Source organism: Streptomyces sp. NPDC051740 (assembly GCF_044453165.1).
Classification (GTDB): Bacteria; Actinomycetota; Actinomycetes; order Streptomycetales; family Streptomycetaceae; genus Streptomyces; species Streptomyces atrovirens.
Genome location: NZ_JBITCL010000009.1, coordinates 1 through 19,272 on the forward strand (window position 1 = coordinate 1; position 19,272 = coordinate 19,272).

15 protein-coding genes and 3 pseudogenes are annotated in these 19,272 nt (G+C 68.1%); 13 read left to right on the forward strand and 5 right to left on the reverse strand.

Annotated features, from left to right (window positions below):
* Window positions 1-417: pseudogene (locus tag ACIA6T_RS16830) on the forward strand (chloramphenicol phosphotransferase); the annotation flags it as partial.
* 6 nt (window positions 418-423) lie between these two features.
* On the opposite strand, the gene ACIA6T_RS16835 reads toward ACIA6T_RS16830, so the two are convergent.
* From ACIA6T_RS16835 to ACIA6T_RS16855, 5 genes and pseudogenes are all read right to left on the reverse strand, one after another.
* A complete protein-coding gene (locus tag ACIA6T_RS16835; RefSeq protein WP_399447243.1) occupies window positions 424-1,104 on the reverse strand; it encodes a helix-turn-helix domain-containing protein in 681 nt (226 codons plus the stop codon).
* A 287-nt stretch (window positions 1,105-1,391) separates the two neighbouring features.
* A pseudogene (locus ACIA6T_RS16840) lies at window positions 1,392-2,139 on the reverse strand (transposase family protein).
* A 219-nt stretch (window positions 2,140-2,358) separates the two neighbouring features.
* Window positions 2,359-2,754, reverse strand: a pseudogene (locus tag ACIA6T_RS16845) (transposase family protein); the annotation flags it as partial.
* Window positions 2,708-3,241, reverse strand: coding sequence for a hypothetical protein (locus tag ACIA6T_RS16850; RefSeq protein WP_399447244.1), 534 nt, complete (start codon window positions 3,239-3,241; stop codon window positions 2,708-2,710). The gene ACIA6T_RS16850 and the pseudogene ACIA6T_RS16845, both read right to left, overlap by 47 nt.
* A gap of 401 nt (window positions 3,242-3,642) precedes the next feature.
* Window positions 3,643-4,383, reverse strand: coding sequence for an ISAs1 family transposase (locus ACIA6T_RS16855; RefSeq protein WP_399447245.1), 741 nt, complete (start codon window positions 4,381-4,383; stop codon window positions 3,643-3,645).
* A gap of 940 nt (window positions 4,384-5,323) precedes the next feature.
* Here ACIA6T_RS16855 and ACIA6T_RS16860 point away from each other — a divergent pair.
* The 12 genes from ACIA6T_RS16860 to ACIA6T_RS16915 all read left to right on the forward strand — a co-directional run bounded on the left by ACIA6T_RS16860 (window position 5,324) and on the right by ACIA6T_RS16915 (window position 19,192).
* On the forward strand, window positions 5,324-5,848 hold the full coding sequence (locus ACIA6T_RS16860; protein ID WP_384711151.1) for a VOC family protein: 525 nt from the start codon (window positions 5,324-5,326) through the stop codon (window positions 5,846-5,848).
* The gene (gene rfaE2 / locus ACIA6T_RS16865) at window positions 5,845-7,968 is read left to right on the forward strand and encodes a D-glycero-beta-D-manno-heptose 1-phosphate adenylyltransferase (protein ID WP_399447246.1); all 2,124 of its coding nucleotides are present in this window, start codon (window positions 5,845-5,847) and stop codon (window positions 7,966-7,968) included. Before ACIA6T_RS16860 ends, rfaE2 begins: the two co-directional genes overlap by 4 nt.
* 79 nt (window positions 7,969-8,047) lie before the next feature.
* A complete protein-coding gene (locus tag ACIA6T_RS16870) occupies window positions 8,048-9,013 on the forward strand; it encodes an NAD-dependent epimerase/dehydratase family protein (RefSeq protein WP_399447247.1) in 966 nt (321 codons plus the stop codon).
* A 62-nt stretch (window positions 9,014-9,075) separates the two neighbouring features.
* Entirely contained in the window at window positions 9,076-9,642 is a 567-nt protein-coding gene (locus ACIA6T_RS16875; RefSeq protein ID WP_399447248.1) for a GNAT family N-acetyltransferase, read from the forward strand.
* A gap of 147 nt (window positions 9,643-9,789) precedes the next feature.
* Entirely contained in the window at window positions 9,790-10,803 is a 1,014-nt protein-coding gene (locus ACIA6T_RS16880; protein ID WP_399447249.1) for a glycosyltransferase family 9 protein, read from the forward strand.
* On the forward strand, window positions 10,800-11,882 hold the full coding sequence (locus tag ACIA6T_RS16885; protein WP_399447250.1) for a GNAT family N-acetyltransferase: 1,083 nt from the start codon (window positions 10,800-10,802) through the stop codon (window positions 11,880-11,882). The genes ACIA6T_RS16880 and ACIA6T_RS16885 overlap by 4 nt, the downstream gene beginning before the upstream one ends.
* 32 nt (window positions 11,883-11,914) lie before the next feature.
* On the forward strand, window positions 11,915-13,162 hold the full coding sequence (locus ACIA6T_RS16890) for a DegT/DnrJ/EryC1/StrS family aminotransferase (protein ID WP_399447251.1): 1,248 nt from the start codon (window positions 11,915-11,917) through the stop codon (window positions 13,160-13,162).
* A 70-nt stretch (window positions 13,163-13,232) separates the two neighbouring features.
* Window positions 13,233-14,228, forward strand: coding sequence for a GNAT family N-acetyltransferase (locus tag ACIA6T_RS16895; protein ID WP_399447252.1), 996 nt, complete (start codon window positions 13,233-13,235; stop codon window positions 14,226-14,228).
* 89 nt (window positions 14,229-14,317) lie between these two features.
* Window positions 14,318-15,757 (forward strand): FAD-dependent oxidoreductase, encoded by a 1,440-nt coding sequence (locus ACIA6T_RS16900; RefSeq protein WP_399447253.1) that lies wholly within the window; start codon window positions 14,318-14,320, stop codon window positions 15,755-15,757.
* 44 nt (window positions 15,758-15,801) lie between these two features.
* The gene (locus ACIA6T_RS16905) at window positions 15,802-16,668 is read left to right on the forward strand and encodes a sugar phosphate isomerase/epimerase family protein (protein WP_384711177.1); all 867 of its coding nucleotides are present in this window, start codon (window positions 15,802-15,804) and stop codon (window positions 16,666-16,668) included.
* Between the two features lie 407 nt (window positions 16,669-17,075).
* A complete protein-coding gene (locus tag ACIA6T_RS16910) occupies window positions 17,076-18,347 on the forward strand; it encodes an MFS transporter (protein ID WP_399447254.1) in 1,272 nt (423 codons plus the stop codon).
* Window positions 18,344-19,192 (forward strand): D-glycero-alpha-D-manno-heptose-1,7-bisphosphate 7-phosphatase, encoded by an 849-nt coding sequence (locus tag ACIA6T_RS16915; RefSeq protein ID WP_399447255.1) that lies wholly within the window; start codon window positions 18,344-18,346, stop codon window positions 19,190-19,192. The genes ACIA6T_RS16910 and ACIA6T_RS16915 overlap by 4 nt, the downstream gene beginning before the upstream one ends.
* The last annotated feature ends 80 nt before the right edge of the window (window positions 19,193-19,272 follow it).

The window sequence follows — 19,272 nt, forward strand, 5'->3', positions numbered from 1 at the left end:
CTCCGGCCGCACCTCGGCGACCATGCGGACCGCACGACGGCGCAGCTCAAGCGGGTAAGGGGAAGGACGTGCCATGACTCGATCCTCTCAAATGACCGAGTCCCCACCGAACCCGGAACGGTTCAGACGGTGCTGCGGCCCGAGGACGTGCTGTTCGTCGGCGTCCACTGCCCGCTGGACGAGTTGGCCCGCCGCGAGCTGGCCCGGGGTGACCGCCCGCAGGGCCTCGCGGCGCGCCAGTACGACCTGGTCCACGGCCACGACAACTACGACCTGGAGTGCGACACCAGCGCGGCAAGTCCACTCAAATGCACACATCAGGTCAAGGTTTTCCTCCCGCGTCACCCCGGCCCCACCGCCTTTACCCGCCTCCGCAGACGCTACCTGACGGGCGGCCGGGAATCCCCCACGGTGTGAACGCGCCTACTCGGCCGTGCTGGTCTTCTCGTGGCTGGCACCTGGGCGCCGAGCCCGATCCGTAAGGGCAAGAGCCTGCGCCTGGGGATCCACATCTACGGCTGGAGTACCAAGTTCGAAGTTCCGCCGCCGATACTGGAGTGGTGAGCAGCCCAGGTGCTTCCTGAAGACGCGTGCGAAACTCTCCGGGTTGAGGAAGCCGCAGCGGATTCCTATCTGAGATATGAGTTCGTCGCTTGTAATGAGGAGATGGCATGCGGCCTCGATCCGCAACCCGGTCAAGTATTGCATGGGCGTTTTTCCCGTGGCCGCGGTGAACTGACGTATGAAGTAGTAGCGGCTGAGTAAGGCTTCCTTGGCCATGTCTTCGAGCGTGATGCGCTCCGACAGGTTCTTACGCATGTAATCGGTCACCAGGATTAGTTGTTCCGGCTTGAGGCCTGAAGTGTTCGACTGTGATCCGTGGTGCGAGTGGAGCAGGTGGGCGGTCAGGTAATGTGCTGCTCTCAGTGCGTAACCCTCGCCTATCTTCGCTTCCTGGGCGCGTAATAAGTCGTAGGCCATGGGTGCGACCACAGGATCGGATACCCGCGGATTCTCCAAGGACGACAGGTCGTCGACGGCGACTTCTGGATGTTCGTCTGCATAATCCCGGAAGTGCTGTGGGGGCAGGGCGATGAACGCCACTTCGAATTTCTGCTCCCCTGACGGCGGCCGCCACAGTCGCATCGCGCTCCGGTTGACGAGGCGAGAGGTGTCTCCGACGGCGAGTGTGGTCCGACGCCAGCCCGAACCGTCCGGATATTCAACATGGCATAACCCTAACAGTGGCGTCACGATAGTGAACCAATTTTGGGGTGGCTGATATGTCACGCGTCCCTGATCTGGGATGAATCGCCTCTTGATTGTCAGATACCTCCAGGTCGGGGCACCGTAAGGTCCGGCCATAATCTGTTTTCCTTCCGTGAGCGTTTTCAGCGCTGACGCTCCAGGCTGAGGACTGCTGCGGTGATTGACGACAGGCGGTTCGGGCTGCATCGGGCTCTGCGGAAGATCCGCCAGGACTTCAGCCTTGCGACTCCCCGTTCGACCGGTGCTCGGGCCGCTGACAGTGCCCGGTTCGTCGTGTGCTGGGTGGGTGTGAGTTCTCGGCGGGGCGGGCGTCTGAGTGGTGTGGTCGCCCAGGGGCCGGCTCCGATGCAGGCGCGGTCGGCGAGGATGGGGACGCCCTGGCGTTCGCAGATCCGGATGATCCGGTGGGTACGGGCCGCGGTGAGGTCGTGGGTGCGGCCGGGCAGCGCGGGCGAGATCCACAGCAGTCTGCCCGCAGGATCGGTCACGACCCGCACGTTCACGCCGTGGCGGCGGTGTTTGCGGGAGTAGTCGGTGCGGCTGTCGCCGCCCCGGTCGCACTCGGCGAGCGTGCCGTCGAGGAGGACGTGCTCGGGGTCGGTCTCCCGCAGCACCCGCAGCAGTCCGGGCGCCCGTTTGGGCAGGTGGTTGATGACGGCGGTGACGTAGGTGTGGGCGGTGCCAAGAGATCCCGAAGCCGGCCGCGATCTGAGGCTGGGTGTCGTGCCGACGCAGGTACACCAGGCCGACCGGGGCACGCTGGTGCGGCGGGAGCTTGCAGCGGCGGCCACCCTCGCGGGTGACGATGAGCATGGTGACCCACTCGACCAGGGCGTGAGGCAGGTCGAGTGCGGCAGGATAGACAACCAACAAGGCTCCCGCGCCGGTGGGTTGAGACGTGGACCACCTCCCTCGACGGCACGGGCGCCTCGTGCGTTGCGGGGGCCGATCCCATCATCCGATCGGTGGCCACGCTGAAAGATCTCAGTCTCCGGCCGGACATGACGACCGGATGAGCAAGGCAGATGCCTCAGCGGCAGCGGCCTCGATGGAGTGGCAAGGGATGACAGTGAGCCTTTTCCATCTTGATCAGGCGGCGAGTTCGAGGGTGACGACGGCTCGGACGGCGGCTGTGATCCGGGTGGTGCTGCAGCGGAGCTTCCGCAGGAGCCGCCAAGACTTGAGGATCGCCATGGCGCGTTCACCGAGGCTGCGGATCTTCGCGTGGTCCCGGTTGTGACGCCGGCGCCAGCCGCGCAGGTGCTTGTCACGGATTGGGACACGGATCGCAGGGCCGGCGCCCTGATACGCCTTGTCGGCCCAGCACTTGATGTCCTCCGTGGTGAGGGCGGCGGGAATGCAGTGGGCCCGCGCCGCGGTCAGGTCGTGTGTGGCTCCCGGCAGTGCGTCCGAGACCCAGACCAGGCGTCCGGCGGGATCAGCGAGGACCTGCACGTTCATCCCGTGGTGCTTCTTCACAGCGGACACAGTTCCATGGGCCGGTGCCGGGCCGGCCCATGGAACTGGTGTGCCAAGGAATGATCAGCCGGTCGAAGGTGACCGTGAGCGTTTGGCTGTTCCCGTTTCCGCTGTTCACCACCTTCGCGATCTGCGGGTGATTGAACTGGAAACGCTTAACGCTGGCTCCCTGAAAGTCGCGCACGTCGACGGTGAGGTAGGCCGGCCGGAACCGGCTGGGGTCCTTCAGCCACGTGTCGACGATGGTTTGGGCGCCGGTGCGCCGGGGGAACGTGACTTCGTGCTCAGTGAGGCCGCCGACCTCCTCCAGATATTCAGTGGGGGCGCCCGCCACACCGAGAAGGAAGTTGCGGGTGACGATCGGTGGCTTCAAGTCTTGGGTGATCGCCTGGTGAGCCGAGGTGTGCGGTGATGTGCTCGCTGATGCGGTCGCGGTCGAACAGATGCCCAGGAGACCGGCGGACAGTGCTCCTGCGGCGATCAGAGTGGTCACGCGCCGAACACGGTTGCGCTGATACCTCATCAAAACCTCACGATCGTGACGGTGCCTTCGCACTCCGAAGCTACGGATCCGGCGGCCCGGAATCGTCACCCGGCAGTGGACACTTTTCGGTAGCTCGTACGGGGGACGGGCCCAAGGCTTCGGTGTAGTCGGCCTCGTCCGTTTTGATCACGTGAGGCCGAGAAGAGTGAGGGCGCGGGTTTGGTCCCGGGCTGCCCGTCGGAGGCCGGCGGCGATGTTGCGGATGCCGGCGAGGCGGAAGGCTCCGATCGCGAGGTTTCTGCAGGTGGCCATCGCTCGGGGTGCGTTTCCGGTCCGCAGTCGGGAGGCGTCCTCGGCGAAGGCGACGTCCCTGACGTGGTGCAGGGCCTCGACGGTCCGGTGTCCTCGGATCAGTCGGGCGAGCCGGGCCGGCCTGCCCGGTGGTGAGGCTGGTGACCGCGTAGACGGTCTTGAGGCTGATCTTCCTGGTCTTGCGGTGGACGCGGTGGCGGACGATCTGGACGGCCTGGCGGGCGCCGGGCAAGAGCAGGTTGTTGACCGGGCAGACCTTCAGCCGGCGGAACTCCTGGCGGTCGTGACCGGTCGTGACCGGTCGCACGGGTCCTGTCTTGCAGGGGGATCTGCGTCCGGGGAAGGGACTTGAGCTGCTCGCGGAGCTTCTTCGTGCTGCGCTTGGCGATCACGATGTAGTGGGCCTGCCGGTCGAGGAGACAGGCGGCGTGGTCGTACTGGGTGTGTATCGCGTCGCTGACGACGACTGCGTCGGCCAGGTCCTCGAGGGTGTCGGGCAGAGGCTGGAAGCGGGTGATCTCGTTGGTCTTCTCACCGACGTCCGTCTGGGCCAGGACCAGTGCGTTCACGTGGTCGCAAGCGGCCAGGAGGTGGATCTTCCGTCCCTTCGCGCGGGCCGCACCCCGCAGCGGCTTCCCGTCGGCCGCGAGCCCTCGCAGCCCTTGATCTCTGCCCTGCCGCTCCGCGAGCCAGGCTCCGACCGCGCGGTCCAGGGCGTCCGCGTCGGTTCTGGCGAGCAGTCGCCGGATCGTGGGTTCCGCGGGCCATGACCGTTTCGGTACCAGCGGGTCGACGGCCGTACCGAGCCGTTCGAGCAGGGCCGGCGGTGCGTCGGCCACCCACTTCACCCACCGCGAGCAGGGATCGCGCTCCGGCGAGGACCGCGCAGGCCGTCAGCGCCAGGAGCGTCACGAGCGGATGCCGTACTCCCCCGTGGATCCCGCCGGTCCGGGACCTGCGCGAGGTGTTCCAGCAGATCCGGAAGCTCGCTCCCGGACCCTTCCGGATACGGTCTTGGCTGTTCAGAGACAGGAGAGACCAGAGATGACACGTCGGCAGGCACGGGCGGTCCAAGGTCACAGAGCGTAGAGAACTCCGTGATCGCGGACGTCCGTGCCTGCTCTGTGTCGGACCCTGTCCCACACGACGAGACGTCAGCAACCGGACGTCAGCCGACTACGCCGAATCCCTGCCGGACCACCTCACATGATCACTCGCAATATTGGCCATGGACTGCGCAAGTCCGGTCAAGCGCTCGCCAGTTGATTCCATAGAGTTGCTCTTGAGCACGGACAATGGGTTGACCCTCACATAACGAGGAGAGGGGGATTCGACGGTCATGGCCGCCGCGTTTCGCAGAGAATCCTGAGTCGTCCGTCGGCCGTACTGGGACGGCTCGTCCCGAGCGCGCCGACAAGCCGCATGCGGGCAGCGAGCCTTTTCCAACCTGACTGACGTCGACCGTCGGGCACCATGCGGAGTGACTGACGGCCGGCCTGTCGCATGGCGGGATCGCTGGTCAACGGCCTGGCACAGCTACGGCCCAGGTCGAGTTCCAGCCCTCTGACCAGCGTAGATGCCAGGTCGAAAAGGGCTCAGTATCTAATTCCGTCTCTTCCGCCGGGTGCGAGCGCGGTCGGCCCCGGCCTGCGAATTTTGACCCCTCCGGGGAGGTTGTCGCAGCACTATTACATTCTTTTGACGCCGCACGGCAAGCGGCACTTTGCAGACTTTTGTCCGTCCGCCACAGTCAGCTCGTAACCAGATGGTGAGGGTGTCTTGGAGTCCGAGGAACTGGCATCCCTGAAATCGGATGTTCCCTTATCGCGTGAAGGAACCCCGTCATTCCTGAAGGAGGACCGCATCATGGGCAGTGAATCGCTGGAGCGTGTGTACCCGGCCGCCTCGGTCACGGCCTTCGATCACGTCAGACTGGACGTCGCCGACATCGACGTCGCCGAACGTTTCTATGCCGAAGCGCTCGGCCTGTCCAGCGTCGTGCGCTACGAGCTGTCCGATCGCGTCATCCTGCAGATGGCGCCGGGCGGCAGACCGGCAGGCGTAGAACTGTGGCAGGAGCGAGACCTGGTTCCGCGCCCCCACCCCACCCACCATGTCGCGTTTCGTGTCGCTGATGTTCCGGCGCTGGTGGAGCACATTCGCGCGCTCGGCTACCAAGTGGTCACCGAGCCATACCGGATAGAGAAGGAGACGGTGGCGCTCGTCGCCGACCCCGATCGCCACACTATCGAGCTCAACGATTTCCTGGGGCGCCCGACAGCAACAGTAGGAGCACCGGTATGACGGCCGACACCTTGATCGCTACGGATTATGTGAAGCAGCTCGCCAGGGCACTGCCCGAGCTCGACCTCCGAAGGGTGGAGGGCTGGGGCGCACAGCTGGCCGAGCTGGGCAGCGACGGCCGACGTCTGCTGGTGGTCGGCAACGGCGGGTCCGCAGCGCAGGCCCAGCACCTGACGGCTGAGCTTGTAGGCCGGTTCCAGATGGAACGCCCACCCATATCGGCGTTGTCGCTGCATGCCGAGACCTCTTCGGTCACCGCGATCAGCAACGACTACGGCTATGAGGAGGTCTTTGCCCGGCAGGTCCGGGCACACGCCGGTCCGGGCGACATCGTCCTGCTCATGTCCGGCTCCGGCCGCAGTCCGAACCTGTTACGGGCCGTGGAGGCCGCGCGTGAGGTCGGCGCGGTGACCTGGGCGCTGACGGGACCGGCACCCAACCCGCTGGCCACGCTGGTGGACGAAGCGGTGACCGTGACGGCGGAAGCCCTGTCCACGGTGCAGGAGTGCCATCTCGTGGCGATCCATTTGATGTGTGCCGCGATGGACGCCGTTGTCGCCGCCGGGGTCGATACCACCAAGGCCGGGGCCTCCAGGACCGATGCCGCCGAGGACACCGCCGGTTCGGCTCCGGCCGTGCAGCCTTCGTCCGATCCGTCACCGGAGCCGGTGGGAGAAGGCGAACCGACCACGGCACACGAAGACCGCACACACCTCGTGGTGGTCGGCGACGCGTTCCTCGACCGCGACCACGTCGGCCGCGTGGAGCGGGTCGCGTCCGACGAGCCCGCCCTGGTCGTGACCGGAGGCATCACGCACTTGCGCCCCGGCGGTGCCGCTCTCGCCGCCGTCCTGAGCGCCCGACAGGGTTACCCGGTCACCCTCGTGACCGCGCTGGGCCAGGACACGGTCGGCGACCAGCTGCGCGCGCTGCTGGACGAAGCACGAGTCGAGGTGATCGACCTCGGACTGGACGGCTCGACCGCGGTGAAGACACGGATCCGTGCCGTCGGGCGCACCCTGATGATGCTGGACGAGCACAACGTCTGCCCGCCGGTCGGGAGGGAGGGCGACACGGCACTCGCCGAGGCGCGGCGCGTGCTGATGGCGGCCGACGGCGTCCTGGTGTCCGACTACGGTCGAGGCGTCGCCGCACACGCCGGCATGCGTGCCGTCCTGACCGAGGCCGCCCGGCGAGCCCCCTTGGTCTGGGACCCGCATCCCCGCGGTGCGGTGCCGGTCGCCCATACCGCGGTCGTGACGCCGAACAGCCGGGAGGCCCGGCTGATCGCCTCACGTGCGGGCGACACATTGTCCGACGACATCGAGGCGGCGCGTCTGGTCGGTCGCGAGTGGGGGCCGGTCCAGGTGGCGCTCACCCGGCACGAACACGGCGCCGTCCTGCTCGCCGACGCGGACCTTCCGCCGCTGGTCATACCCACGACGGCCGCCCCGGGAGGGGAGGCCGACCCCTGTGGTGCCGGCGACTTCTTTGCCGGTCACCTCACCACCATGCTGGCCCGCGGCCGACTTCCCAGCGCGGCGGTGGCATCGGCGGTGGAAGCGGCCTCGGCGTACGTCGCGGCGGGTGGTCCCAGGTCACTGGACCGGCTGCACGGCGACGGCTCACCGACAACGGGGCGCCCCGGCGCCGGGCCGGTAGCGACCAAGCGAGGAGCGATCGAGCTCGCCAACGCGGTTCGTGCCAGGGGCGGAACCGTGGTCGCGGCGGGCGGTTGCTTCGACCTGCTGCACGCGGGGCACGTCCAGCTCCTCGAACAGGCGCGCCGGCTGGGTGACTGCCTGATCGTCTGCCTGAACAGCGATGACTCGCTGTCCCGGTTGAAAGGCCCGTCCCGCCCCATCGTGCCGGCGGAACAACGCGCTCTCGTGCTCGAAGCACTCGCTTCCGTGGACGCTGTCCAGGTGTTCGACGAGGACACCCCGGAAGAGGTCATACGCGCGCTGCAACCCGAGATCTGGGTCAAGGGTGGCGATTACTCGGGGATGGAACTCCCCGAGGACAAGCTGGTCAGCTCCCTGGGCGGACGAACCGTGCTCGTCCCCTTCGTCGACGGCTGGTCGACGTCGTCGCTGATCGAATCGGCACGGATGCTGTGATGACGACACCCCCTCCCCTTCGCTTCCCCACGGCTTCTCAGCGACCGGCCGCACGGCCCGGACCGCAGAGGTGGCAGGCATGAGTCGGCAGAGCGTGCTCGTGACCGGTGCGGCCGGATTCGTCGGACGGCACGTGGCACGGGTCTTCCTGGGCTCCGGGTACCGGGTGACCACGGTGGACCTCTCCGAGCCGCCACCTGATCTGTGCAGGGAAACGACCGTCAACGTCGGGTCGTTCGACGACCCGGCGATCCTCGGCGCGGTGGAGGCCGGCCAGTTCACGGCGGTGGTACACCTCGCCGCGATCAGCAGCACCGTCGAGGACGACTGGCAGGCGCTGGAACGGACGAATGTCACCGGGCCGGCGGAGCTGGCGGAGCGCTGTGCGCGCGGCGGCACGCGTTTCGTGTACGCGTCCTCGTCGAGTGTCTACGGTGAGATCGCCGAGCGGCGGCCGCTGCCGGAGAACGCCCTGGGGTCCTCCGCCTGCTCCGGCCCGCTGAATGCCTACGCCCGGTCGAAGGCCACGTTCGACGCACACATGGCCACGCGGTACCCGGCCGATGGCGAACCGGGATGGGCGGGACTGCGGTTCACCAATGTCTTCGGCACCGGCGAACAGCACAAGAAGTCGATGGCCTCCATCATCGGCCAGCTGCTCCTCGCAACCGCGCGGCAGGAAACGCTCAAGGTCTTCGCCGACACCCTGGAGGCGAGCCGCGACTACATTCCCGTCGCCGCGGTCGCCCGGACCTGCGTGCTCATGGCTGGGCACGACGCGCCCTCCGGCGTCTACAACCTCGGATCGGGCCACGCGGTCAGCTTCGCCGAACTGCTCCGCTGGTGTTCGGAATTCGCGGAGACACCGCTGAACGTGCAACTGATCGCGAATCCTCACGTCGGCCGGTACCAGTACTGGACCTGTGCTGACATGTCCGCCCTGGAGACGGCACTTCCCACGCTGCCCCGTCCGGGCCCGGACGATCTGCGGAGCGCTGCCCATGAGCTGTATCTGCATTTCAAGAAGACGAACGGCTGCATCTGAAAGCGCGTCCGCCGGGACACCAGAAAGCGGATCGATGCGATTACTACAGGGATGGATATCACGTGAGTCTTGACATGGTCGTGGTGGGCAAGGATCAACTGGACATGCTCATGCCTCTGATCCTCGAGCAGCAGTACGACGCGGGAAAGGAGGTCGACCTGGCCAGCACCCGTACCTTCTTCGAGGGAATCGTCGGCCAGGAGACGAGCTTTCAGGTCATGGCGGTCGAAAAAGGTGCGGCTGTGGGTCTGGTGATGATCGATCCCATTCCCAATCTCCAGTTCGCCGACAACGTGGCGTATGTGCACGACGTTTATGTGACCGAGTCTCTCCGCGGCGTCCGGGGCATCGGAGCGATGCTGGTGGCGGCGGCGTTCGTGGAGTCCATGCGGCGCGGCTACGAGTTCGCCGAGGGGGAGACCTCGCCGGACAACCGTGCCGCGCGGAACCTCTACGGCCGTATGTCGAAGAAATTGGGGATCGGCTGCAAGGAGGTGGGCTCGGTGCGTCTCCTCGTGGATCTCCGTCCCGGTATCCAGCGAGCGCGCACCGAGCCCGGCTACCTGGACCAACTCGCCACACCGCGGCTCATCAGCCGCCTGGGTGAGCGACCGGGAGCCGATGGCTGACGCGTCTTTCTCAGCGTGCCGGCGGGGCTCGGCCGATGTCGGCCGCGACGCGGGCCGAGTCATCGAAATCCGCGCGCACGGGCCGGGCGGGCCTGCCATCCGCCAGCCCACGGACGCCTACCCAGAAGGGCAAGTATGCGTACGGCAATGGTCGTCATCAATGAAGGCGTGGGCAACGGAATCATTGCGACGCCACTTCTGGCGGCGTTGGAGCGGTGTCATCCGGATTGGCGCTACTTCATGGCGCCGAATATCGCACTCGACACCGAATGGGTGCGTTCGGCGGTCGGAATGCAGGGTCCATCGGGGTCGTTCCCGGCACTGTGGCGACGGTTCCTACCGGCCGATCGGGAGGAGCTGTGGAACTTCATCGACCGCAGCGGTGTGGACCTGGTCGTCAACCTCAGAATGGAGTTCGCCGAAGAGGACGGTAACTACTTCGGGTTCCGGGCGGAGGCGACGAAAAGGGGAGTCGAGTGCTGGGATCTGCACGAACTGGGCGAGCGGCCGCAGCGGTTGCCCTTCGCTGAGCAGGCCTCGAATCTCCTGCGCGCACACGATGTCCCCGTCGGCCTGGACCGCCCGGCCTGGCTGGCCGATCGACGGCAACCACGTCCGGACGTGGTCGGCTGTTACGTCGGTGCCAGCGCAGCGGTCAAACGCTGGCCGACGGATGACTGGTCGACTCTGATCGCGCAACTGGCCGACCGGGGGCTGAGCGTCGAGGTCGCGGTCGGCCGGGACGCGGAGGAGCAGGTACTGGTACGGCGGCTGTCCTCGGCGCCGGGCGTCACCGACACGGTGTCCCTGCAGTCGCTGGAGGCCCTCCGTGACTGGATCGCCGGGCTGGACGTGCTGGTCAGCAACGACACCCTCGCCGTCCATCTGGCGGCCGCCCTGGGGTGCCCGGTGGTCACGCTGCACCTGGCGACCGACGGTGCCATCTGGTCACCGTTGGCGGCCCCCGAGGTCTCGCGGACAGTGCAGAGCGCCGTAGCGCTGTCCTGTTCCTTCATGAAGCCGAACGGCACCTGTCGGCTCTACTACACGGGCTGCCCGGCTCCCTGCGCGGCCGGCGTGCGCCCACCTGACGTTCTCATCGAATTGGACCAACTGGAGTGGAGTATGCGGAAGATCAATCACCGGGGCGTGGCCGAATGACCCGTCGGCGCGCGATCGCGGTACTCGGTGGCCGGCCGGGCAACGCGGGTGCGGACACACTCCGGCTGGCCGAGATGATCGGCAAGGAGCTCGCCCTGCGCGGCTACGGGCTGGTGAGCGGCGGCGAGGGCGGAGTGGCGGCCGCGGCCAACAAGGGCTGCCAGTCGGCCGGTGGCGACACACTCGCGCTGCTGAAGTGGAACCGTCTGGCCGATGCCGAGGAAGGCACCACCTGGGCTCTGCCCACATCGATGGACCTGGCCAGGAGCAACATCCTCAACTGGTGCGGCGACGGCATGATCGCCTTCGAGGGCCGCTACGGCACACTCACCGAGATCGGTCTCGCCCTGGACACGGGACGCCCGCTGCTGGTCCTGGGCAACCAGCCCTTCCTGACCGCCGAGGCGTTCGAGGCGCCCACGTGCCGTGTCGTACCGGACCCGAGGCCGGAGGATGCCGCCGAGCTGGTCGACCTGCTGGAGAAGTTGATCGAGGCCGGCGAGCAGGCATCGGTGCGGCCCGGTGCCGCCGTGGTCGAGGACGACCTTGCCGACGAGAGCGGTATCGGGTTGCGCCGTGCGATACCCGAGGACATCGAGCTGTTCCGCCGGACGTTCGCCGACCCCACGGTGCGGGCGTGGCGAGAACTGGAACCGGGCGACGGGGCCCTCAGCCGCTTCCAGCACGAACGCTGCCTGGTGATGCTCGAGCGGAATCGTCCCGTCGGCTTCCTGGAGTACCGCACGGAGGCCGATCCGGGCTCCAACCACATCCAGGTCGAGGCACTGGCGGTGTCCGACGCGGCCGACCGGGGCCGGAAGATCGGAACACGGGCGTTGAGGCTGTTCGCCGGTTCGGTCCTCGCCGCCGGCCGGCACCGCATCACCGCGGCGCCCAACGCCGACAACAGAGCCGCCCTGCGGTGCCTGGAGAAGGCGGGCTTCCGGAAGGTCGGCGTGATGAGGGCGTATGAACGCCACAGCGGTTCCTGGCGGGACGCGCTGCTGATGGATCTCGTGCCGAGCGATCTGGCCGACGCGGTGTCCGGGCCACCGCGCACCGCAGCCGGGCGCGGATAACAGGACAGAGTCAGACGAAAGGAGTGACCGTCATGGCAGGACCAGGAGTTTCCCGTATCGGCCCCGAGGAGGAGGCCGAGGTGCTGAGCGTCGTGCGTGAGCGCGAGCTGAGCCGGTACCGCTTCGACGACCACGAGGGGTCCGCGCTCCCGTCGAAGGTCTCGCAGTTCGAGAAGGAGTTCCGCACCCTGACCGGTGCGCACCACTGCCTGGGCATGAACAGCTGCACCAGTGCTCTGTACGCCGGGCTGCTCGCCGCGGGCATCGGTCCGGGCGACGAGGTGATCGTGCCGGGCTACACCTTCATCGCCTCGATCGCCGCAATCGCGCACACGGGGGCCGAGCCGGTGCTCGCCGAGATCGACGAGAGCCTGTTGCTCGATCCCGCGGACGTGGCCGCGAAGATCACCCCGCGCACAAAAGCGGTGATGGCCGTGCACATGCTCGGGGCTCCTTGTGACCTCGACGCCCTGGAGGCCCTCACGCGGGAGCACGGGCTGCTGCTCGTCGAGGACTGCGCGCAGGCCGGCGGCGGCACGTACCGCGGCCGGCATCTGGGAACGGTCGGTGGTTTCGGCGCGTTCAGTCTCAATGTCTTCAAGACCTTCACGGCGGGCGACGGCGGCGTGCTGCTCACCGACGATGACGATCTGTACGAGACGGCGTTCGCCCTCCACGATCACGGCGCGGCACCGTTACGGATGGGCGTCACCGACGGGCCGCCCCTGTTCGGTTTGAATCTGCGGATGCACGAACTCACCGGAGCGTTCGCACTCGCCCAGGTGCGAAAGCTGCCGGACATCCTGCGGACGTTGCGAGCCAACCGGGACAAGCTCGCGGACGCGATCGGCAACCTGCCCGGAGCGACGCCGCGCCGGCTGAACGACCCGGACGGCGACTGCGCCACCGTGCTCGCGTACACGTTCGCGTCCGCGGCCATGGCCGAGGAGGTGGCAGCCCGACTCGGCACGATCACCCTGAGCCGGTCCGGCAAACACAACTACGCCAACATGCCCCAGCTGCGCCCGGATCTCCTGGCCCCCACGGAGTTCAGGAAGCGCAGGCCAGATCAGGCCGTCCTGCGACGGTCGTACCCGCCGGGCAGCCTGCCGCGCACGGACGACCTGCTCAGCCGCAGCATCGCGTTGAGCGTCGGGGTGGTCGACTCCTACCTCGGCAGCGGGGTGGGCATCGACGTGACTGCCGAGGATGACGCGATCGAAGCAGCGGCGCTGCTGTTCAGGTCCACGGTGCAGGACGTGGTCAAGGACGCGTCATGAACGCGGGACGGGGTCCCCGCACCGCGACAGCGGCGGCCCAGCAGGCGCCGCGGCGAAAGAGGCGCACCGGATGAACGTCATCGCGTTCGAGTACGGTGCGCGGGCGGCAACGGATTTCCTGGACACGCACCAACTCTCGGCGCGGACGCCGTTCCAGACGAACGGTTGGTGGCGGGCATGGGTACGTGAGGCCGCCGGCGCCGAGGGCACCACCCCGGTGCTGGTCCACGTGACGCGGCCCGGCAGGCCCACCCCGGTGGTCGGCCTGCAACTGCACCAGGACGACGGCACGGCGTTGCTGCGCCCGTTGTCCTGGCCGTGGGCCGACTACCACGAGGTCGCGTACGTGGGTGACGTGTCGTCCATCGGGCCCGGTTCCGACATCGGCGGGCTGGCGGAGGCGATCGACCGGTGCCAACAGGAGTTCGGCGCGAAGCTGGAACTGAGCGACCTGATCACCGACGGACCGCTGCTGCGCGCAGTGTCCGAGCTGGGCGTGGCGCCCCAGCCGTCGAACGTGGTCTTCTGGCTCGACCTGACCGACCCCGACATCGTCCGGCGTGTCAGCGAACGACGGGACATGCGGCGAAAGCTCCGCCGGATCGAGCGACTCGGCACGTTGAGGCTCACCTGCGCGGACACCCCGGAGCGGGTTGCCGCCCGCCTCCCGGCCTTCATCGACCTGCACACCCGGCAGTGGCGTGACCGGCCCGACGCAGTCGCTCCGTTCGACGGCGGCGTGGTGGACCGAACGTTCGCGGCTGTCGCGTCCGAGCCGTCCAGCGGCGCGCGGCTGCACGAGTTGTGGCTGGACGAAACCCTGCTCGCCGGATGGTTCGGCTTCTGTCACGACCGTACCTATTACGCCTACCGCACAGCCTACGACTTGGCTCACGGCCGCGATTCCCCAGGTCATCTGCTGACCGCCGCGATGGTCACCGAACTGGCAGCCCAAGGGACGGACACCTTCGATCTGATGCGCGGCGCCTACGCGTACAAGCTCGAACTGCCCAGCAGCCGCGCGCCCACCGTGACGGCGAGCCGGGAGCAGCCGAGCCCGGTGTGAAACCGTCACCGGCCTCTGTGCGCACCGCACAGTCGGTCGTCCCACTGCCGGACAACAACCCCCGGACCACGAACAACCATGGAGTATCAGTGAAATCGTTGGGTGACGTGGAGACACTCGTGGTCGGCGCCGGAATGGCCGGCCTCGCAATGGCGGCGGAACTCGCCCGGCGGGGACGGGAATCGGTGGTCGTACTGGAAGCCGGGCCCGACCGGGGCCGTACACATATCCAGAACGCGTATCCCTCGACCGAGGCGTTACGGCTGTGGCTGCGCCCGGAGACCGACCCCGACTTCCACCGGCCTTATCGAACGGCCAACGGGGTCTACCGCGACTTGGCGGGCCTGCGTCGCCGGGTCGGCGGCCGCTCGCTGTACTGGGGTGGCGTGCTGCTGCCCATCGAACGCTGGGCGCTTTCCGAGCACTGGCCGAAAACGGTCGTCACCGAACTGACCGAGTCCTGGGACGGGGGGCCGTCGCTGTACCAGCGGGTCGTGGACGACGTGGTCGCTTGGGGTGCCGAGCCCCCCGGAGCACCTGGGCTGACCATCGGAGCACTGGAACTCGACCGCACGCCGCATGCGACGCGCTCGGAGGCCAGGGGCCGGTGGAGCGCGTTCAGTCCGCTGGCGTGGTGGGACGACGACGGCGACCCGAGGGTGCGCCGAGTGCCGATTCTCGCCGGCCATGACGTTCTGGGCGTCCGTGTCGAACAGGGCAGGGCAACTGGCGTACTGGTACGCACCGCGGACGGTGAGTTGCTCGACCTCCGTGCGGAACGGGTCGTCCTGGCCGCGGGCACTGTGGTGAACAGCCGGCTGGCCGTCCAGGCCCTGACTACCTCGGACGCCGCCGCACCGCGTGCCCTGCCAGGACTCGTGGACAAGATCTCACACGGGTTCACGGTCTCCCTTCCCGATGCCGAACGGCTTCCCGACGCCATCCGCGCGGCCGCCCGCGAAGGCCATATCCACCACCGGACCGGTACTGCCGGTACCCGGTCGAACCAGTTCGTGCGCTTCACCGAAGGGGCGAACGGCACGGTCAACCTGGACAGCTGGACCATGGGCGAGCAACGCCGTGGCCCGCACAGCAAAGTGGGGTGCGACGACTCCGCCGCATGGCCTTGGCCGACGACTGTGCACTCCGGGCTCGAAGCGGCCGACGAAGAGGTGCTCGCCTCCCAGCAGCACCTGCTCGGCGAACTGTGGGCCGAAGTGTCGCTGCTTCTCGGCGTTCCCGCCGATCCGCTGCAGTTCTCGCCCCGGTACGGTTCGCCCGACCTGGCCGACAGGCTGACGGCGGCCCGCACGACGACGCCCCTCACCTACAGCTTCCCGCTCGGCTCCGAGCAGCACGAGGCCGGCACGCTGGCCTTCGGTGAAGTCCTCGACGAGAGCCACCAGTTCACGGCCCTCCCGGGTCTGTACGCGTGTGGGCCGTCGGTGATGCCACGCACCGGAGCGGCGAACCCGGCGATGACGACGCTCGCACTCAGCAAGAGGTTGGGGGCCGTCCTCGCCGGGTGACACGCAGCAGAGGCAGCGAGAGAAGAGGGAGTCCCATGCAAGAAATGTCGATCGCGGTTTCCGGTACCGAGTTCACGGACGCCGACGGCGTGGACGGTCTGATCGAAATGGCCAGGTCCGCTCAGTGCGATGCGGTGGAATTCTGGTACCCGAAGAACGCCATGAAGGACGGTGTTGACGAAGCCCTCCGCAAACTGGACCGAGCCGGACTGCGCACAGCCTGTGTGTCGACCCCCAGCCACCTCTACGGACCCGGCGGAGCGGAAGGCGTCCGGCTCCTCCACGAGGCGATCACGCTGGCGGCACGGGTGGGCAGCAACCGGGTCAACACCTACTTCGGGCACGCGCCGGTGGTCGACGACGAGCATGCGATCGCGGCATACGCCGACGCGCTGGCACCAGTTCTCGACCACGCCGCGACGGAGAACGTGGTGGTCGTGCTGGAGAACGAGTTCGACGCGTTCGGATGGGACCCGGCCGGGTCCGACATCACCAGGCGGCCGGCGGCGTTGGCGGCACTGTTCGCCCGGGTGGACTCACCCTGGTTCGGCTTGAACTTCGATGCCGCGAATTTCCACTGCGCAGCGGTGTCCCCGGTCCGCGACGCGTTGCCCCTGCTCCTGCCGTGGCTACGTTATGCCCATGTGAAGGATGTACGTCGCGCGTCGGCGAAGGCCCCGCCCGACGGCTGGACGAGGTACACCGATCACGGCAGACCCTATGACACGGTGCCTCTCGGCGCCGGGGAACTGGACTGGCCGGCGATGATCGGCAGCCTGGCGAAGGCCGGTTACGACGGGTACCTCACACTCGAACCGCACTGCGCGCCGTCGATTCTCCTGTCCGAGACAGCCGGAGCGGCCGGCCACCTGCGCGACGTGCTCGAAGTGCACGCGCCGTCCCGCCGGTGATCCGAAGACCCTGGCGCCACGGCTGACCGACAGCCGCGCCCGGTGCCCCAGCCGTCGAGGCGTTCGGGGCTCGGGCCCGCCTCCGGCCAACGCCGCTCACCCGACCGCCGCCACGAGGTGAGGCCGTTTCCCACCACCTCTCCGGTCATCCGTTCGACGTCGATCGAGGCCCCACCGGTCATCCCTGCGGGAGCCGACCGGGGCGCATGCTCCGGGCAGGACACCGGGGCCGTGACGGTCTCCTCCGAGACCGGCCGCAGCGGTTGAAGCGGCCCGAGGACAACCTTCGATGAGGAGTACATCGCCTTGCCCGACCGCTGGCACCGCGAACCCGCCCCCCGCCTCCGACACCACTTTGTGCTGCCCCCTGCTGCGTCTGTTCTCGTAGCCGCCCCGACGGAGGCGTCGTGAAGTCCACGGCCGCCGAGCGGTCGCTGTGGCGCAACCGCGATTTCGTCACGCTCTGGAGCGGTCAGGTCGTCTCCACCCTCGGCGCCCAAACCAGCGCGACAGCGATGCCGCTGCTCGTACTGGGCATGACCGGCTCGCCTGCCGACGCGGGCCTCGTAGGAGCCGCCGGCACTCTGCCCTTCCTCGTCGCCTACTTGCCGGCCGGACCGTTGGTGGACCGGTACAACCGACACCGGATCCTGCTGACCAGCGAGATCCTTGCCGGACTCGCTCTGGCCACCGTCCCCCTCGCACTGTGGCTGGGCCTGCTGACGGTCGCTCAGCTCATCGCGGTCGCCTTCGTCCAGGGACTGTGTTACGTGTTCTTCAGCCTGGCCGAGACCGCGGCCCTTCCCAGAATCGTGCCGGCCGCCCTGCTTCCCACGGCCCTGGCACAGAACGAGGCCCGTAAACGGGGTGCCGCCCTGGCCGGTGGGCCGCTCGGCGGCCTGCTCTTCGGAATCGACCGCGCCCTGCCCTTCCTGGCCAACACGATCTCCTATGTCGCCGCCTCCGCCGCGCTGTTGTTCCTCCGCAAGGACCTGCAGAGCACGGTGACCGCGCCTGCCGAGCCGCTGTGGCGGGCCACCCTGACAGGACTGCGCTGGATCCGGCGCCACCCGCTCATCCGTACGGCGGTCCTGCTGATCGCCGCAACCAACTTGATCTTCCAGGCACTCATCCTGACTCTCGTCGTCCTCGCCCGAGACCACGGTGCGAACTCCGGTGCCATCGGAACGATGCTCGGGATCCACGCCGGCGGCGGGCTCGTCGGCGCGCTGGTCGCCGGCCGGGCTCACCGTTGCTTCACCCCCAAGGCGGTCATCATCGGGGTCAATTGGATCTGGGTCGTGCTCCTGCCGTTCTTCCTGCTCACCACCGACCCCCTGCACATCGGACTGGTCGGTGCGGCCACTTCGTTCGTCGGACCCGTATGGAACGTCGTGATCATGAGCTACACCGCACTCCTGGTTCCCAACGAACTCCTGGGCCGGGTCACCAGCGCGGCGATGACCTTTGCCTGGGGGGTGATGCCCATCGGTTCGCTCGGCGCCGGACTGCTGCTGACCGCCGTGGGCCCCACAGGTGCCGTTGTCGTTCTCACCGCCGTCATGTTCGTCGTGGCGGTCGGCGCGACCATCAGCCCTGCCGTTCGCCGCGCCCCGCCGATGACCGCCCCCGGGAAACGGTCGGAGAACGCGCCCTCTCCGAGCCCACCGCGGTCATGAGCGGCGGCCCGCTCGACAGTGAGACGACCGCGACGATGCCGAAGCGCGAGTACGTCCGGACACCGGGCACCGCCCGGTCCGCAACCTCCTTCCAGGGAAAGGCATCACAAGAGCCCGAACCGTCCCGGGCCTTCGTCACCCGCACAGACGGCCCGACCGGGCCGGCGCCCACCGGTGCCCGTCGCCGGCCTGCGGTGTTCCTGGACCGCGACGGCACCCTCACCGAACCCCGGCACTACCCGTCCCGCCCCGAGGACCTGGCGCTCCAGCCGGGGATCGGGCCACCGCTGCACGCCCTCCAGCACGCCGGCTTCGCCCTCATCGTGGTCACCAACCAGAGCGGACTGGCCCGCGGCCTGATCAGCGAGGCCGCCGTCGCGCCCATGCACCGGCGGCTGCGGGAACTCCTGGCCCGCCACCGGGTTCAGCTGGACGGGATATACCTGTGCCCGCACCATCCGGACGGTGCCGTGCCGCGGTTCTCCATCACCTGTTCGTGCCGCAAGCCCGCCCCGGGAATGCTCCACCAGGCCGCCGAGGACCTCGGATGCGACCTGTCCGCCTCATGGATGGTCGGCGACTCCGTCTGCGACGTCGACGCAGGCCGCCGGGCCGGAACCCGTACCGCCCTCGTCGGCCCACAGCCCCTTGCCGGTGCCGTACCGACCCTGTACCGGACCACGACGGCCCGGGCGCTCGAAGCCGTCGGTGCCTCCGAGATCCTTCGGGCACCAGGGCAGGACCCGCATGAGGAAGGAACGGGACGGCCACCGCACCCGTCCGTCCCGTCGGCGTCGTCGCGTCGTTCGAACCCACGTGCAGAAGGTCCGTCCCGTGAATCCTGACGCGTCATCCATCACACGAGGAATCGCGCCGCCCGGCCCGGGGGCCATGACAGAACTCGTGGTGGCACCCGTGACGATCA

Coding starts and splice junctions, on each gene's coding strand:
- ACIA6T_RS16905 (WP_384711177.1), top strand. CDS start 15,802: ATGTCGATCGCGGTTTCCGGTACCGAGTTCACGGACGCCGACGGCGTG.
- ACIA6T_RS16880 (WP_399447249.1), top strand. CDS start 9,790: ATGGTCGTCATCAATGAAGGCGTGGGCAACGGAATCATTGCGACGCCA.
- ACIA6T_RS16870 (WP_399447247.1), top strand. CDS start 8,048: ATGAGTCGGCAGAGCGTGCTCGTGACCGGTGCGGCCGGATTCGTCGGA.
- rfaE2 (WP_399447246.1), top strand. CDS start 5,845: ATGACGGCCGACACCTTGATCGCTACGGATTATGTGAAGCAGCTCGCC.
- ACIA6T_RS16885 (WP_399447250.1), top strand. CDS start 10,800: ATGACCCGTCGGCGCGCGATCGCGGTACTCGGTGGCCGGCCGGGCAAC.
- ACIA6T_RS16890 (WP_399447251.1), top strand. CDS start 11,915: ATGGCAGGACCAGGAGTTTCCCGTATCGGCCCCGAGGAGGAGGCCGAG.
- ACIA6T_RS16915 (WP_399447255.1), top strand. CDS start 18,344: ATGAGCGGCGGCCCGCTCGACAGTGAGACGACCGCGACGATGCCGAAG.
- ACIA6T_RS16895 (WP_399447252.1), top strand. CDS start 13,233: ATGAACGTCATCGCGTTCGAGTACGGTGCGCGGGCGGCAACGGATTTC.